Consider the following 13,657-nt stretch of genomic DNA (forward strand, 5'->3'; position numbering starts at 1 on the left):
TCAGGAGTTTGCCTCCAGCTGCAGCAGCCAGCGTTTGCATTCCACCCCGCCTGCATACCCCGTCAGGCTGCCGTCACTGCCGATAACACGATGACAGGGCACCACAATGGACCAGGGGTTGCGGCCATTGGCACTGGCAACGGCACGTATTGCCGAGGGCTGGCCCAACCGTTCAGCCAGCTCACGATAGCTCAGTGTTTCGCCGTAACCGATGTGCTGCAGTGCTGACCATACCCGCTGCTGGAAGGGCGTGCCCCTTTGTTGCAGCGGCAGATCAAACTGGCGCAGCTGACCATCCAGATAGGCCCGCAGCTGGTGGGCAGTTTCCTGTAGTAGCGGGGCATTAATGTCTTCCTGCCAGTGCGCAAATGCAGTGGGGAAGTATTTCTGCTCAAGCCGGTAAAGCCCGTGCAGTTGTTCCTGCTCAGAGCAGGCGATGTAGCCACCCAGTGCGGTGTGAATGTGCAGATACTGAATCATGCTGCCGTGCCTTTGAGAGGGGAATCGTGAGCGCCTTCTGACTGCTCTTCCCTGATGTGATGTAACGCGGGTATGACCGGCATCTTCCAGAAGCCGCTGATGACTGTGCCCTGAGCGGCGGCTGTACACAATGGGCTTCGATTTATTGATAAGTACCGCCGAAGTACCTGCAAAATGTATTTGGAAAATTTATTGCTATGACCAAATATAGATGGAATAATTTTTCCAAAAATAACTAGCCGGAGGTTAGCCATGTCCCGTTTGCTCGTGCGTTCTCAGCAGCCTGATGATCAGGGTTGTGTACTGAAAATTACTCCCGAATCGGCTGGCTGGCGCTATGTCGGTTTTGAAGTCTATAAGCTGCAGCCCGGACAGGTGCTGACTCAGGCCAGTGGTGACGAAGAAGTCTGTCTGGTGCTGATCAGTGGTATCGCCACGGTCAGAGCACAGGATCAGGTATTTGAGCATATTGGCAAGCGCATGAGCGTGTTCGAGCGCATTCCTCCCTATGCCGTCTATGTCCCTGCTCAGGCGGAATATCAGGTGACAGCCGAAACGGAAATCGAAATTGGCGTCTGCAAGGCACCCGCCAAGGGCACTATGCCAGTACGGCTGATCAAGCCTGAGAACGTTCCCGCCATGAATCGTGGTCAGGGCACCAATGAGCGCTACATCCACAATATCCTGATGGGTGAGAACCCCGCCGAGAGCCTGCTGATTACCGAGGTGTATACCCCGAATGGTCACTGGTCCAGCTATCCTCCCCACAAGCACGACAGCGATAATCTGCCACAGGAATCCTATCTGGAAGAGACCTACTACCATAAGGTCAATCCGCCGCAGGGCTTCGCCTTCCAGCGTGTTTACACGGATGATCGCAGCATTGATGAGACGCTGTCGGTACATAACAACGAAGTGGTGCTGGTGCCCGGTGGCTACCACCCGGTCGGCGCCCCTCATGGTTATGACCTGTATTACCTCAACGTGATGGCAGGCCCCAGCCGTGACTGGAAATTTCACAACGACCCGGATCACGAGTGGATTCTGCAGCCTAAGTAAATCCTCGCTGGTGAATACCTGTTCTGACAGCCCTGCCCGCGAGCAGGGCTGTTTGTTATAGAAATAAAGAAGCCAGCATCACTGCTGGCTTCTTTGTTTTTACGGGCTATAGACCTGCGTTTTTAAGGGGCATAGACCTGCTCAGGTGGTCAGATGACCCGCGTTGTGCAGGTCACGCTCACCAGCGGGTGGCGGCGACCACTGGTATAGCCAGGTTTCCGACAGGGCCTGATCGCCATTCTTGAGGAACAGGCGAATGGTGATCGGATCTTCGCTGTCATCGGGCGGGACCACATCAAACATGGCACGGAACCCTTTGATTTGCGGCAGCTGACGTACTGAGAGACGCTCCAGACGGCCACGGGACAGAGTGATAATGGCGTCGACCTGAGCGCCATCAGGCAGTGATGGCAGTTGGCCACCGCCAAAATCAACGCTGAAGTGCTTGCTGTAATAAGCGCGCTTCTTACCGATTTCACCGCCCAGCCCGGTATAGGTGGACACACACCAGGCGCGGTCCATTTCTGCCGGTAGTTGTGTCCCCCAGCTCATGCGATAGCTGAAGTGCACCGGAACCCCGGCTTTCGCGGGCTGGTCCGGGTTCCAGTAGGCCACCACGTTATCGAAAGTTTCGTCATCGGTGGGGATTTCCACCAGCTGCACGGAACCGGTACCCCAGTCGCTGGTTGGTTCGATCCACAGGTTGGGGCGCAGTTCGTAGTTGAAGTCAGGGTCCTGATAATGGTCGAAGCGGCGATCACGCTGGAGCAGACCAAAACCCTTCGGGCTGGCGTCGGTAAAGACGTTGAAAGCCAGGTGACGTGGGTTGCTCAGTGGCCGCCATACCCATTCGCCGTTGCCGCGATGCATGGCCAGACCGTCAGAGTCGTGAATTTCCGGGCGCCAGTCCCAGTCGGCACGCTTATCGTTCTCACCGATCATGTACATGCTGGTAATGGGAGCCATGCCCAGACGGCCGATGTCCTTGCGTGGGAACAGGGTGACGTCAACGTTCATCACCAGCACGTTTTCCACATCAATGTCGAACATATAGGCACCGGTGGTGCTGGCTGAGTCCAGCAGCGCGTACACCTTGATGTGCTTGCTGTTGACCTCCGGGCGCTCCAGCCAGAACTGGGTGAAATCGGGGAATTCTTCGGGCTGATCCATAGCGGTATTGATGGCCAGACCACGTGCCGACAGGCCGTACTGCATTTCGCTGCCGACCGCCCGGAAGTAACTGGCACCGAGGAAGCTGACCACATCGCGGGTCCAGTCCTTGTCCAGATAGAGGCGGAAGCCCGCAAAGCCCAGATCCTGTGGCAGCGCTTCGCCCTTGATACCACTCATGCCGTAATCAAACAGTGCCGGATCATAAGCCAGCTGCTGTGCCTTGCCATTAACCACTTCAAAGATCATGACCGGTTTGCGAAACAACGGGGACAGATGGAAAAACTCGGTACGCAAACGGGTGCCTGCGTTGTTCCAGAGTGCCCGGTTGCGGCGAAAGTGGATGGAGGTAGCCTGCTCCTGAGTCAGTCTTGCCAGGGGTTCTGGCAACATTGGCACGGTGCCGTCATAGGGGTTCCCCGCCAGAATGCGGGCTTGCTCCTTGAGACTGTCGAGGTCGAAGGGTTTGGCCTTGCCGAATGTCTTGATCGCCGGGCTGCTGGCGGCGGCGAGCACTGACGACACGGGCAGGGACAGGAGGCTGGCAACACTGGCGGTTTTGAGAAAATCGCGTCTGTTCATCATGGCAACGAGGGGATGGCCTGATCTTCCGTAAGGGATTGGAAAGCTGCGACAGAGCATACCTGTTGCCCTGACATACAGCCAGCGGTGCGGGCAGGGAAGTGTCAAAAGTCTGTAACCAACCTGATCAAAGCGCATCTTTTGTATGGTGTGGGATACAGGCACTGTCCTGATGAACAGGCAGAAAAAAACCGCCTGACCGAAGCCAGGCGGTAAGCCTACGTGCCACACGCAGAGAACCGAAACGGTAGGTACAGCAAAAAACGATGGAGCAAAAAACGGTACAGCGGAAAAACAACTCTGGTGAATCGGGTTGGGTGGCCAGCGTGAGTGCTGGCAACCTGTACGATGATCTTAAACAGTCACTGAGGACGCTTATCAGGCTTTGGCTTTCAGGCGACGGCGCTGACGATACTGGTCGGCGATCACCGCGGAGACAATCACCGCACCTTTGACGATGTCCTGATAGTAGGCATCGATACCGAGGAAGGTGAAACCGCTGGTCATGACGCCCAGGATCAGCACCCCGATAACGGTGCCCGCAATGCGACCTACGCCGCCTGCCAGACTGGTGCCACCGATAACACAGGCTGCAATCGCATCCAGCTCATAGCTCATACCCATGTTGGCCTGACCACTGCCACTGCGGGCTGCCAGTACCAGACCGGCCAGACCTGCCAGCAGGCCAGCGACGACGTAAACCTTGATCAGGTGAGCCTTGACGTTGATACCGGATACACGGGCAGCCTGTACGTTAGCGCCGATAGCGTAGGTGAACTTGCCGTAGCGGGTGTAGCGCAGAGCGATGTGGAAAATCAGCGCCACCACCAGGAACAGGATGACCGGGCGACCACCTGAGCCGATCCACTGGAAGGCGTCAGTCAGGCCTGATACAGGCTGGCCGTTGGTGTAGGCACGGGCAACACCGCGTGCTGCGACCATCATCCCCAGAGTGGCGATGAAGGGAGGGATGGAGGTCAGGGCAATCAGACTACCGTTGATCAGACCCGCCAGCGCACCCACCAGCAACGCTATCGCAATCGGCACAATCACCGGCATGTCAGTGATCGAGGGATAGATCAGACGGCTGAACTCGGAGCTCTGGGCCAGACTGGCAGACACCATGGCGGCCACGGCAACTACTGAGCCGGGCGACAGATCCACCCCGGAGGTGATGATGACCTGAGTTGAACCGATGGCAATGATACCGATGATCGACACCTGCAAAATCATGATCAGCAGGCGCTGAGAGTTAAACAGGAAGGTATCGCCGCGGTAGATCCACCCCAGAATCTCGAACAGGGCGCAGATACCGAACAGCACCAGCAGAATCCCTGCTTCAGGGAACTTCTTGAGGAGAGAGGGCGACGATGCGCTTTTTGTCGTTGTCATGGCTTGATTTATCGTGCTCATTGTTATTGTCCAGTTTTGCGAAGATGAAGAACCCGACAGCAGCCCCTCAATCCGGGAGCCGGAGCTGTTGTCGTCAGTGGTGTTCTGGGCCGTGGGCGATCAGCCCGAGGCCAGTTCCATAATCTTGACCTGGTTGGCTTCGGCGCGGTCGAGGATGCCGGTGACCTTGCCTTCATGCATAACCAGAATACGGTCGCTCATGCCCAGCACTTCGGGCATTTCCGAGGAGATCAGGATGACAGCCAGGCCTTTGGCGGCCAGCGCCGAGACCAGACGGTGGATTTCCGCCTTGGCACCCACGTCAATACCGCGCGTGGGTTCATCCAGGAAGAGAATACGGGGGTTGGTCATCAGCCAGCGGGCGATCAGTGCCTTCTGCTGGTTACCACCAGACAGGTTGCCGATGATCTGTTCCAGATTCGGGGTCTTGATTGCCAGCATGTCGCGCATTTCTTCGCAGACTTTTTCCAGCTCGCCCTGTTTCACAAAGCCGTTGCTGGTGTAGCGGTCACGCAGCACCGCCATCTGCATGTTTTCCTGCACAGTCAGACCAAGGAAACAGCCGGTTTCCTTGCGGTCTTCGGTAAGCAGAGCCATGCCCTGACCCATGGCGTCATGGGGTGAGTGGATCTGTACATCGTTACCGAAAATGGAGATGGTGCCTGCTACGGCGGGTGTGACACCGAACAGGGTTTCGACCACGTTGGTGCGGCCAGAGCCAACCAGACCGGCGAAGCCAAGAATCTCACCGGCACGCAGGTCAAATGACACGTCGGAGAAGTACTGGCCATCAGACAGGCCACGTACCGACATCACTACATCACCGATTTCCACTTCCTGTTTAGGGAACATCTGGGTGATTTCACGCCCGACCATCAGCTGGATGACCTTATCGCGGGTCAGTTCGGAGGCAGGGTGACAACCCACCATCTGGCCATCGCGGAAGATCGAGACTTCATCAGCAATCTCGAACAGCTCATCCATCTTGTGGGTGATGTAAATAATGCCTTTGCCTTCGGCGCGCAGGGTATTAATGATCGCGAACAGGTGTTCCACTTCTTTCTCAGCCAGCGCTGAGGTGGGTTCATCCATGATCAGCACGTCGGAGTTGTAGGATACCGCTTTGGCAATTTCGACCATCTGACGGTTGGCTACGGACAGTTCACGTACCAGTGTTTCCGGATGGATATTGATTTTCAGCTTGGCAAACAGCTCTGCCGTCTTCTGCATCAGCTTGTCATGGGAGATCAGGCCCAGACCGTTTTTCGGTTCGCGGCTGATCCAGATATTCTCGGCGACCGTCATGAAAGGCATCAGGTTCAATTCCTGATGGATCATGGCGATGCCCTTGTTGATGGCTTCGATGGGGGAGTTGAAGTTGCACTCCTCACCACGAACCCGCAGAGAGCCGGAGTCGTGACCCTGTACACCCGCGATGATTTTCATCAGGGTCGATTTGCCCGCGCCGTTTTCGCCCATCAGAGCGTGCACGGTACCGGGACGGAGTTGGAACGAAACCTTGTTCAGCGCGATTACCCCAGGGAATGCCTTGGAAACGTCGTCGATCTCCAGAAGGTATTCGCTGTGCAAAGAGGAAGGTTCATTTTTGAGCGCAGTGTTGAGCATGTACGTCACCTCTTTTTTTCTTGTATCTGAGGTAAAGGTCTTAACAGGTGCGAAGCGGTATTCAGTCAGTTACTGGCTGAAAGTGCCCGGAGCCGGCCAGTCATCCGGCTCCGGGCGGGTGAAGCGAGAGCCTGCTTCACATCTCCTGATGTCAGTTCAGCAGAAGCTTAGTTCTTCATGAACTGCTTGTAGTTCTCGGGCGTTACCAGCTGGAAGGGGATCCAGTTCCACTGCTCCACCTTCTCACCCTTAGCCATCTTCAGTGCCACATCTACTGAGCCAGCGCCCTGACCGGCAGCATCCTGGAATACAGTCACATCCAGATTGCCTTTTTCGATTTCGGTCAGTGCATCGGGTGTCGCGTCAACGCCACCGATGAAGTAGGGCTTGGGATCTACGCCGGCCTGCTGCAACGCCATGATGGCACCGATGGCCATTTCATCGTTGTTGGCAGCGATAACGTCGATCTTGGTGCCGTTGGTCAGCCAGTTGGTCATCAGGTCGATGGCCTCGTTACGTGACCAGTTGGCCACCTGCTTCTCAACGATTTTCATATCAGGGTGTTTGGCGACCACGTCTTCAACGTCCTTGGTACGCAACTGGGCCGCATTGGTGCCCAGCTCACCGACCATGATGGCCACGTTGCCTTTCTCACCGGCCAGTCTGGCCAGCTCCTGCATTTCCAGGGTGCCGGAATCCAGCTCGTTGGAGCCAACAAAGGCAACACCTTCAGGCAGTTTGTCAGAATCGGGTTTGCGGTTGACGAATACCAGCGGGATCTTGGCTTCGGTAGCCAGCTTGATCATCTTGCCGGTGGCGGCACTGTCTACAGGGTTAACGACGATGGCGTCCACACCTGAAGCAATGAAGTTCTGGATCTGACTGACCTGACGGCCGATGTCACCCTGAGCATCTTCAAAGTTGATCTCGGTACCTTGCTTTTTCGCCTCTTCGGACATGTTGTTGCGAACGATGGTCAGGAAGTTGTCATCAAAATACGCCATGGAAACCCCAAGGGTGCTGGCCATGGCTGAGGTACTGCTGATTGCGGAGATGGAAAGCGCCAGTAGCAGTTTTTTGGTATTCATTGTCGAGTCACTCCAGTTACGTTCTTTGTTGTATTTATGCTCACCAGGAGATCCCAGCAGTCACTTCGAGCGAGTGAAGTTGCTGGATGGCAACGTCGCTGACAATAAGACAGTCAACCGTTGTCAGGGATAAAGGTGCGCTCAAAATAGAAAATTGTCAATGTTTTTTTTGATTAATGGAATTTTTATTCCATTGTGCGAATGACGTCTTTTCAGAATCAGTTTGAGCGGCTACAACCTGCGTCATTACTGACTTTTGGTCAGTGTGGTTAGGTCATTGTCGGGGTCATGGCAAGCATAGACGCCCGCTGGCTATAGGGAAAGTGCGACCTGAATTGATGGATGTTGGCTGTGAATATCAGTAGAAATAGAATAGATATTTCATTTTGAGCTTGCGCCGGATTAACGGGCGTTAATGCACATTGTAGCCACATTGTGTGGCTGAGGTGTCGCAGACCGAACGCATGCTCTCAAAGGATGCATGCTGTCAAAGGACAGGCAGTGTCACCGGGCAGGCTGTTCCGTCCATCCCGATGGCAGTGATCTGCGCAGCTAAGGAAAAAACAACCGGCAGACAGCAGTCTGCCGGTTGTGAAAGTGATCAGGCCGGTCAGCCAGGCAGGTGCCCGCGCCTGATCAATACGGGTAGCAAGAGAAAACACAGAGCGTAGTAAAGGGTTAACGTCCCCTCAGCCGTAGAACGCTGGGCGCTCGGGCATGGTAATGGCTTCGATCTGCTGGCTTTCTTGTGCCTTGACGCAGGCATCTGCTGCGACGGCGGCAGCGTAACCATCCCATGAGGAAGCGCCGCGCAACGTGCCACTCTGGACGCCGTCGAGGAAATCCTGCAGTTCGACGTCATAGGCGGCGATAAAGCGCTGTTTCCAGTCGGTAAGAATGGTGGTGGCGAGCTTGGCGTCCTTGCGTACCAGCAGGCTCTGCGGTTCGGGCAGGTTGGCGACGCCTTCTTCACCGACTACCGAGCACTGAATGTCATAGCCGTAGCGGCAGTTAACAAAGATTTCTACGTCGATGCGGATACCCCGGGCGGTTTCCAGCAGCACAATCTGCGGATCTTTCAGCTTGCTGTGGGTATGGCGGGTAGCGCGTGGATACAGCACCTGAGCAGACACATAGTCATCATTCAGCAGCCAGCGGAACACATCCAACTCGTGAATCAGGGTGTCTACAATGGCCATCGGTGTCACATAGGCTTCCGGTACGGTCGGATTGCGATGAGCGGCATGAACCATCAGTGGCTGGCCGATGCTGCCTTCATCAATGGCCTGTTTCAGCAGACGATAGCCACTGTCGTACGGGCGCATGAAGCCGACCTGCACCATGCGTTTGCCAGCGGCGATCTCGGCTTCAACGATGCGCATGCAGCCTTCGGCGGTGGTCGCCAGCGGCTTTTCACAGAACACGTATTTACCTGCTGCAATGGCGGCCAGTACGAACTCTTCATGGGTCGGACCCCAGGAGGTCACCAGAACGGCATCCACATTGTCGGCCTTGATCAGCTCATGGCCATTGTCATAGACAGTGGCATTCAGGTTCAGGCTGTCGACGACCTTGCGGGCCTGTTCCAGGTTCACGTCGGTGACGGCCACGATCTGACCACCGGTCAGGGTCTGAGCGATACGACGGGCATGGTCAGCGCCGATGGCGCCGGTTCCGATAACACCAATTCTGATGGTCATGATGGATTCCTTGCTGGCCGCGCTGCTACTGAGCGCGGCGTTGAATAGGGAAGAAGGTTGAGCTGAGAACACGATCTGCCGTGCGTCGCTTATTTCCAGTACTTGTCGATATAGCGCTGCATTTCCTGACGCATAAAGCGGCTGGACTGCTCGGCACGTTCTTCCCAGGCAAACACGCAACTGGAAAGTACGCCGTCAAAGCCGATTTCATGCAGGGTCCTGAAGAACACATCCCAGTCAATTTCACCTTCGCCCATATCCAGATGCTGGTGCACACGGGCAGTGGAACCGGGCGGATTGACGATGTAGCGCAGCTGCGACGATCCCTTGTGGTTAAAGGTGTCGGCCACGCGGGCATGGGCCAGCACGCCCTGAGTGGCGCGAATGGTCTGCGCCAGATCATCCCCGTAGTAAAAGCTGTGCGGGGCGATGTAGGAGCACTTCACTGCGCTGGAGTTGATGGTCTTGATGATGTTGACCGCCGGGTCGATCTGTTCCACCCAGTCTTCGGGATGAGGCTCGACACTGAGTGTCAGGCCTTCACGCTCAAGAATGGGGACCAGTACATCCATGCTGCGCCAGAAGGCATTCTCGCAGGCTTCTGCGGTGTGGGTGCCGCTGCGGTCAGCGGCTGAGCGCTCCGGTGAACCGCCTCGGCCAAATTCGGAAATCAGCAGCGGGGCATCCATGTCGACGGCAATCTCGATAGTGCGCTTCCAGTTGTCCATCGCCATTTCCCACTCATCACGGTAAGGGCTGGACCAGCGGTACATGGGCTGCAGGGTCGCCAGACCGACATCATGATCTTTCAGGGCCTTTTTGAAGGCATGCAGACGATCCGGATACACCCGTGGACGTGTCCACCACTGCAGAAAGTCTGCACGAGGTGAGAGTTCAATGTAGTCGTAGCCCAGTTCTTTCGTCAGACGACAGATTTCAGGCAGGGACAGATGACGGTGCATGTAGGGGTCGATGGCGATTTTCATTGTTGTAGTCCTCACTCGACGGTCTGTGGCCTGTTGCCTGTTATTTGTTACCTGTGGCAACGGCCAGATCAGGGTATCCGCTACCGGCAGCCAGTAAATTCTGGCAAGCCAATCCCTGTCCTGCTCATCGGTGATGAGCAGGAGGAGAGCGCAAATACGTTTACATCATTGTTGAAGAAGGAGTTATTCGGCCAGGCGGGCGCGAATGTAGTCCATGCTGTCCTTGACGGCGGCGATGGGGTCGGGCAGATCCCAGACTTCGGCAGAGAACGGCTCGAACGAGAAGTAGCCGGTGTAGCCGGTGGCCAGCAGCTGTTTGATCTGGCCAATGTTATCCAGACGGTCTTTGGGACCTACCAGAATACGATGAGCGTCGAGCATATCGTTGAAGGAGATGGCCGGATCCTCAACACCGGAAATGTGCACCAGACCGGTCAGGGCGGGGAACATTTCCTGCTCTGCGGCGCCCTTGTGGTGGAAGGTGTCGTGCACCAGACCAAAGCGGCCCTGTGCTTTCAGCCCTTCAATGGCATCCACGGCAACACGCTTGGTGCGCATGGACGAGAAGGGGAAGCCCAGTGCTTCGACAAAGCCCTGCAGGCCGTGTTTTTCCAGAATGGGTTGCAGGCCGGTAAGGGCCGTCTTGATGTCATCCACGCTGGCGACCGGGCCATTTTCGTTGAATGGGCACATGACCAGACCGATGGCACCGGCGGCGTTGGCCAGCTGCGCCTGTTTCTCCGCTTTGGCGGCCATCTCGTCATTCCAGACGTTGAAGGGATACAGCGCATTGATGCTCAGTACCTTGATGCCTCTTGCACGAGCGTATTCGCCGATCACTGTGGCGCGCTGCAGTTCGGTGACACTGTTTTCCTGCACGTCGTTGCGCAGTTCAACCGCATCCACACCGAGACCTGCGGCGGCGTCAATCAGCTGCTCAGCCGTCAGGCTGGGGCAGATCATGTGGTTCAGCGAAAACTTGATGGCGATATCGGACATTTGCGGCTCCTTCAGATAGCTAAGCCTGATGTTGAAGTTTGTTGTTATTGCCCTGTCAGATACTGGCTGGCAGGTATCCAGTTTGCCCTCCGCTGGCGGTGCCATCTGTCCGAAGAGTCAGATATTCGCCGCGGTGTAGGTAAAAAACGGCAAGGTATGCTGCAGCGAGCCCTGACCCTGATGACTGGTGGCTTCTTTCATCGCCTTGAGCAGGCGGCCAGCAGCCAGCTCCAGTGGGTGTGAAAGCACCACATCAATGGTGCCATCCGCCAGCGCGACGCGCGTTGCTGCCGTCAGCTCCATGCAAATCACAATCAGCTGTTGCGGACGCTGATATTCACGCAGGGCCTCGCACACTCCTTCAATACCGCCTCCGGCGATATAAATCGCACCAAGGTCAGGATGCATCTCCAGCATTTCCACTGTTGACGCCTTGGCCAGCGGAATGTCTTCCAGACTGATCACGGTCTCCAGTACCTGTACCTCAGGAGCAAACTCGCGCAGGTAGGCGCGAAAACTCATCTCGTTCTGTTCCTGATTCTGATAGCGGTGGCTGCCGATCATCAGCCCGATCTTGCCGCTATCCGGGCGAAGCTTGGTCAGCGTCCAGGCCGCCATCCTGCCCACCTTGCGGTAGTCCAGTCCGACATAGCCTGCACAGTGCTCCGCCGTCAGGTCAGAAATCAGCGCAATCACCGGAATACCCTGCTGTGAAAGCTGGTCGATCGCCTGACTGATCAGCGGGTGGTCTGCTGCCACGATAGCCAGTACGTCGCATTCCTGTGCCAGCCTGTGCATCTGTTCAATGATCTGCCGCGGCACCAGCTCCTCCAGAAAGACCACTCTGACATTGTCGTTGCGGTATTCGTGGGCTGTCGCCGTGGTCACAATGGCTTCCCCCAGATCGGCGTAAAACTGCGTTGAACGCTTCTGCAGAATGATGCCCATCCGGCATCCCTGAGCAGGTTCTTCCGCACGTCGCCGGATCAGATTGGTGCGTCTGAAGCCGATACGTTCCGCCGCTTCCAGTACCCGCTGCATGGTGGCGGGCTTGACCGGTGCACGTTTATTGATAACGCGGTCAACGGTAGCGACACCGACACCTGCCTCGCGGGCGACATCGGTCATGGTAGGTGTTGTGGACATCGTTGCTGGCGTCCTTTGACGTTAGGGCGGTGAGTGCTGATGGCAATGCGGGCTCTCATGGAGCATGAGCACTGAGATCACACCTTGGCCGTCGCCATAGCCAATGTCTATCGATTTTTGATAGCTGAATGGCCTTTGAGAGGGGGCAGCTATCAGAGCGCTGAGGTTCAGCTTCTTACTGTTTTTATTCACTGATGTTGTGGGTTGAGAGTCTAATCAGTGCGCTCTGAGGTGCAATATGAGGAGATTGGTCGCTATCAAAACTATCAAATTTGTGCGGATGTTTTTGATGGGTCTATCAAAAATGTGAGTGATGCAAGCGATGATTTCCTTCAGGGAGTAATACGGTAAATACAGCGACTGCCGTTACTCAGTAAATGCTGGCTGCGCTCCACCCGGGCGGGAGCCAGCAGGCGTCTGAACAGCTCCAGTTCGGAGCGGCAGAACTGCTGGCAGCGGCTGGCCGCGGCGCAGATCGGGCAGTGATGCTCAGTCAGAAGATAGCTGCCGTCCTGCTCGGCCTGCCATTGCGCCATATAGCCTTCTTCGCTGCGCCGCTGGGCAAGGGCCTGCAAACGAGCTTCCAGATCAGTGCATTCCGCCAGCGCCCTGATGTAATCAGCTTCGCTGTCCCTCTCACGCTGGCTGATCAGCTGATCCAGACCGGCTTCGCCGAACAGCTGACTGATGCTGTCCAGCAAGGTGACGGTCAGCTGGGCATGCCGGTCAGGAAAGCGCTGCCAGGCAGCATCGGTCAGAAACCAGCAGCGACGTGGGCGACCGCGGCCTTCCGCCCGATCCGTATAGGTCACCAGCCCCTGTTGCTCCAGTGCCTGCAGATGCTGGCGTGCGCCCATGGACGTCATCAACAGCCGTTCGGCCAGCTCAGCTGCACTCATTTCCCCCTGCGTTTTCAGCAGATAGATGATTTTTTCGTCGCTGGCCTGAGGGGGCAGGGCATGGTCTGTACTCATGGGGACTCGCTTTCCAGTGTGATGGGGGGGCTGCATCAGGACGGTGTAGCAGCATCAGCGATCGCTTTGCGCACACGTTTCAGGCGTACCGTCAGTTCTTTTTCCAGTTGCTTGTCACCGCGCTGTGCGGCTGCCTCCTGCCCGGTGCTGAAGGCTTGTTCAGCTGTCTGATGGTCCTGCTGTTCCATGGCCAGCAGGCCAAGCAGTCGCCAGGCAGCAGCGTACTGCGGATCGGCGTCGAGTGCCGCCTGCAGATGCTGACGGGCAAGGTTCAGGTCACCTTGCTGCTGCAGTGCCAGCGCAATGCTCATGCGTAACAGTGGCGAGTCACGGCCACTATCGAGCATCTTCAGTAAGGGTTCCAGCTTGAGGGTAGCGGACATGATGGACTCCCGGTGCCATGACGTATGGGGGCATTATGGTGATCGGGAAAT

12 protein-coding genes are annotated in these 13,657 nt (G+C 56.4%); 1 reads left to right on the plus strand and 11 read right to left on the minus strand.

Translation table 11 applies throughout. The annotated features are described in order from the left end of the window. Positions 1–480, minus strand: a complete 480-nt coding sequence (locus QCD60_RS17620; RefSeq protein WP_279787549.1) for a methylated-DNA--[protein]-cysteine S-methyltransferase — start codon at positions 478–480, stop codon at positions 1–3. Between the two features lie 252 nt (positions 481–732). Between QCD60_RS17620 and iolB the strand changes: the two genes are divergently transcribed. After that, positions 733–1,539, plus strand: a complete 807-nt coding sequence (gene iolB / locus QCD60_RS17625; RefSeq protein ID WP_279787551.1) for a 5-deoxy-glucuronate isomerase — start codon at positions 733–735, stop codon at positions 1,537–1,539. 141 nt (positions 1,540–1,680) lie between these two features. Here iolB and QCD60_RS17630 read toward each other — a convergent pair whose 3' ends face one another. The 10 genes from QCD60_RS17630 to QCD60_RS17675 all read right to left on the minus strand — a co-directional run bounded on the left by QCD60_RS17630 (position 1,681) and on the right by QCD60_RS17675 (position 13,606). After that, positions 1,681–3,294, minus strand: a complete 1,614-nt coding sequence (locus tag QCD60_RS17630; RefSeq protein ID WP_279787553.1) for a glucan biosynthesis protein D — start codon at positions 3,292–3,294, stop codon at positions 1,681–1,683. 375 nt (positions 3,295–3,669) lie between these two features. Beyond that, positions 3,670–4,704, minus strand: a complete 1,035-nt coding sequence (locus QCD60_RS17635; RefSeq protein ID WP_279787555.1) for an ABC transporter permease — start codon at positions 4,702–4,704, stop codon at positions 3,670–3,672. 99 nt (positions 4,705–4,803) lie between these two features. After that, positions 4,804–6,330, minus strand: a complete 1,527-nt coding sequence (locus QCD60_RS17640) for a sugar ABC transporter ATP-binding protein (RefSeq protein ID WP_279787557.1) — start codon at positions 6,328–6,330, stop codon at positions 4,804–4,806. A 167-nt stretch (positions 6,331–6,497) separates the two neighbouring features. Further along, on the minus strand, positions 6,498–7,418 hold the full coding sequence (locus QCD60_RS17645; RefSeq protein WP_279787559.1) for a sugar ABC transporter substrate-binding protein: 921 nt from the start codon (positions 7,416–7,418) through the stop codon (positions 6,498–6,500). A 689-nt stretch (positions 7,419–8,107) separates the two neighbouring features. Continuing rightward, the gene (locus QCD60_RS17650) at positions 8,108–9,118 is read right to left on the minus strand and encodes a Gfo/Idh/MocA family oxidoreductase (protein WP_279787561.1); all 1,011 of its coding nucleotides are present in this window, start codon (positions 9,116–9,118) and stop codon (positions 8,108–8,110) included. Positions 9,119–9,207: 89 nt separating this feature from the next. Then, on the minus strand, positions 9,208–10,104 hold the full coding sequence (locus QCD60_RS17655) for a sugar phosphate isomerase/epimerase (protein ID WP_279787563.1): 897 nt from the start codon (positions 10,102–10,104) through the stop codon (positions 9,208–9,210). A 183-nt stretch (positions 10,105–10,287) separates the two neighbouring features. Next, positions 10,288–11,103: a TIM barrel protein gene (locus QCD60_RS17660; protein WP_279787565.1), complete on the minus strand. Its 816-nt coding sequence runs from the start codon at positions 11,101–11,103 to the stop codon at positions 10,288–10,290. Positions 11,104–11,220: 117 nt separating this feature from the next. Further along, entirely contained in the window at positions 11,221–12,249 is a 1,029-nt protein-coding gene (locus QCD60_RS17665) for a LacI family DNA-binding transcriptional regulator (RefSeq protein WP_279787567.1), read from the minus strand. 332 nt (positions 12,250–12,581) lie between these two features. Next, the gene (locus tag QCD60_RS17670; RefSeq protein ID WP_279787569.1) at positions 12,582–13,223 is read right to left on the minus strand and encodes a transcriptional regulator; all 642 of its coding nucleotides are present in this window, start codon (positions 13,221–13,223) and stop codon (positions 12,582–12,584) included. 35 nt (positions 13,224–13,258) lie between these two features. Continuing rightward, a complete protein-coding gene (locus QCD60_RS17675; protein ID WP_279787571.1) occupies positions 13,259–13,606 on the minus strand; it encodes a tetratricopeptide repeat protein in 348 nt (115 codons plus the stop codon). Positions 13,607–13,657: the final 51 nt, after the last annotated feature.

The sequence above is a fragment of the Pokkaliibacter sp. MBI-7 genome (genome assembly GCF_029846635.1).
Classification (GTDB): domain Bacteria; phylum Pseudomonadota; class Gammaproteobacteria; order Pseudomonadales; family Balneatricaceae; genus Pokkaliibacter.

What these genes read in the sequence shown, in the direction of transcription:
- QCD60_RS17620 (WP_279787549.1), bottom strand. Translation starts at nt 480, where the DNA reads ATGATTCAGTATCTGCACATTCACACCGCACTGGGTGGCTACATCGCC.
- iolB (WP_279787551.1), top strand. Translation starts at nt 733, where the DNA reads ATGTCCCGTTTGCTCGTGCGTTCTCAGCAGCCTGATGATCAGGGTTGT.
- QCD60_RS17630 (WP_279787553.1), bottom strand. Translation starts at nt 3,294, where the DNA reads ATGATGAACAGACGCGATTTTCTCAAAACCGCCAGTGTTGCCAGCCTC.
- QCD60_RS17635 (WP_279787555.1), bottom strand. Translation starts at nt 4,704, where the DNA reads ATGAGCACGATAAATCAAGCCATGACAACGACAAAAAGCGCATCGTCG.
- QCD60_RS17640 (WP_279787557.1), bottom strand. Translation starts at nt 6,330, where the DNA reads ATGCTCAACACTGCGCTCAAAAATGAACCTTCCTCTTTGCACAGCGAA.
- QCD60_RS17645 (WP_279787559.1), bottom strand. Translation starts at nt 7,418, where the DNA reads ATGAATACCAAAAAACTGCTACTGGCGCTTTCCATCTCCGCAATCAGC.
- QCD60_RS17650 (WP_279787561.1), bottom strand. Translation starts at nt 9,118, where the DNA reads ATGACCATCAGAATTGGTGTTATCGGAACCGGCGCCATCGGCGCTGAC.
- QCD60_RS17655 (WP_279787563.1), bottom strand. Translation starts at nt 10,104, where the DNA reads ATGAAAATCGCCATCGACCCCTACATGCACCGTCATCTGTCCCTGCCT.
- QCD60_RS17660 (WP_279787565.1), bottom strand. Translation starts at nt 11,103, where the DNA reads ATGTCCGATATCGCCATCAAGTTTTCGCTGAACCACATGATCTGCCCC.
- QCD60_RS17665 (WP_279787567.1), bottom strand. Translation starts at nt 12,249, where the DNA reads ATGTCCACAACACCTACCATGACCGATGTCGCCCGCGAGGCAGGTGTC.
- QCD60_RS17670 (WP_279787569.1), bottom strand. Translation starts at nt 13,223, where the DNA reads ATGAGTACAGACCATGCCCTGCCCCCTCAGGCCAGCGACGAAAAAATC.
- QCD60_RS17675 (WP_279787571.1), bottom strand. Translation starts at nt 13,606, where the DNA reads ATGTCCGCTACCCTCAAGCTGGAACCCTTACTGAAGATGCTCGATAGT.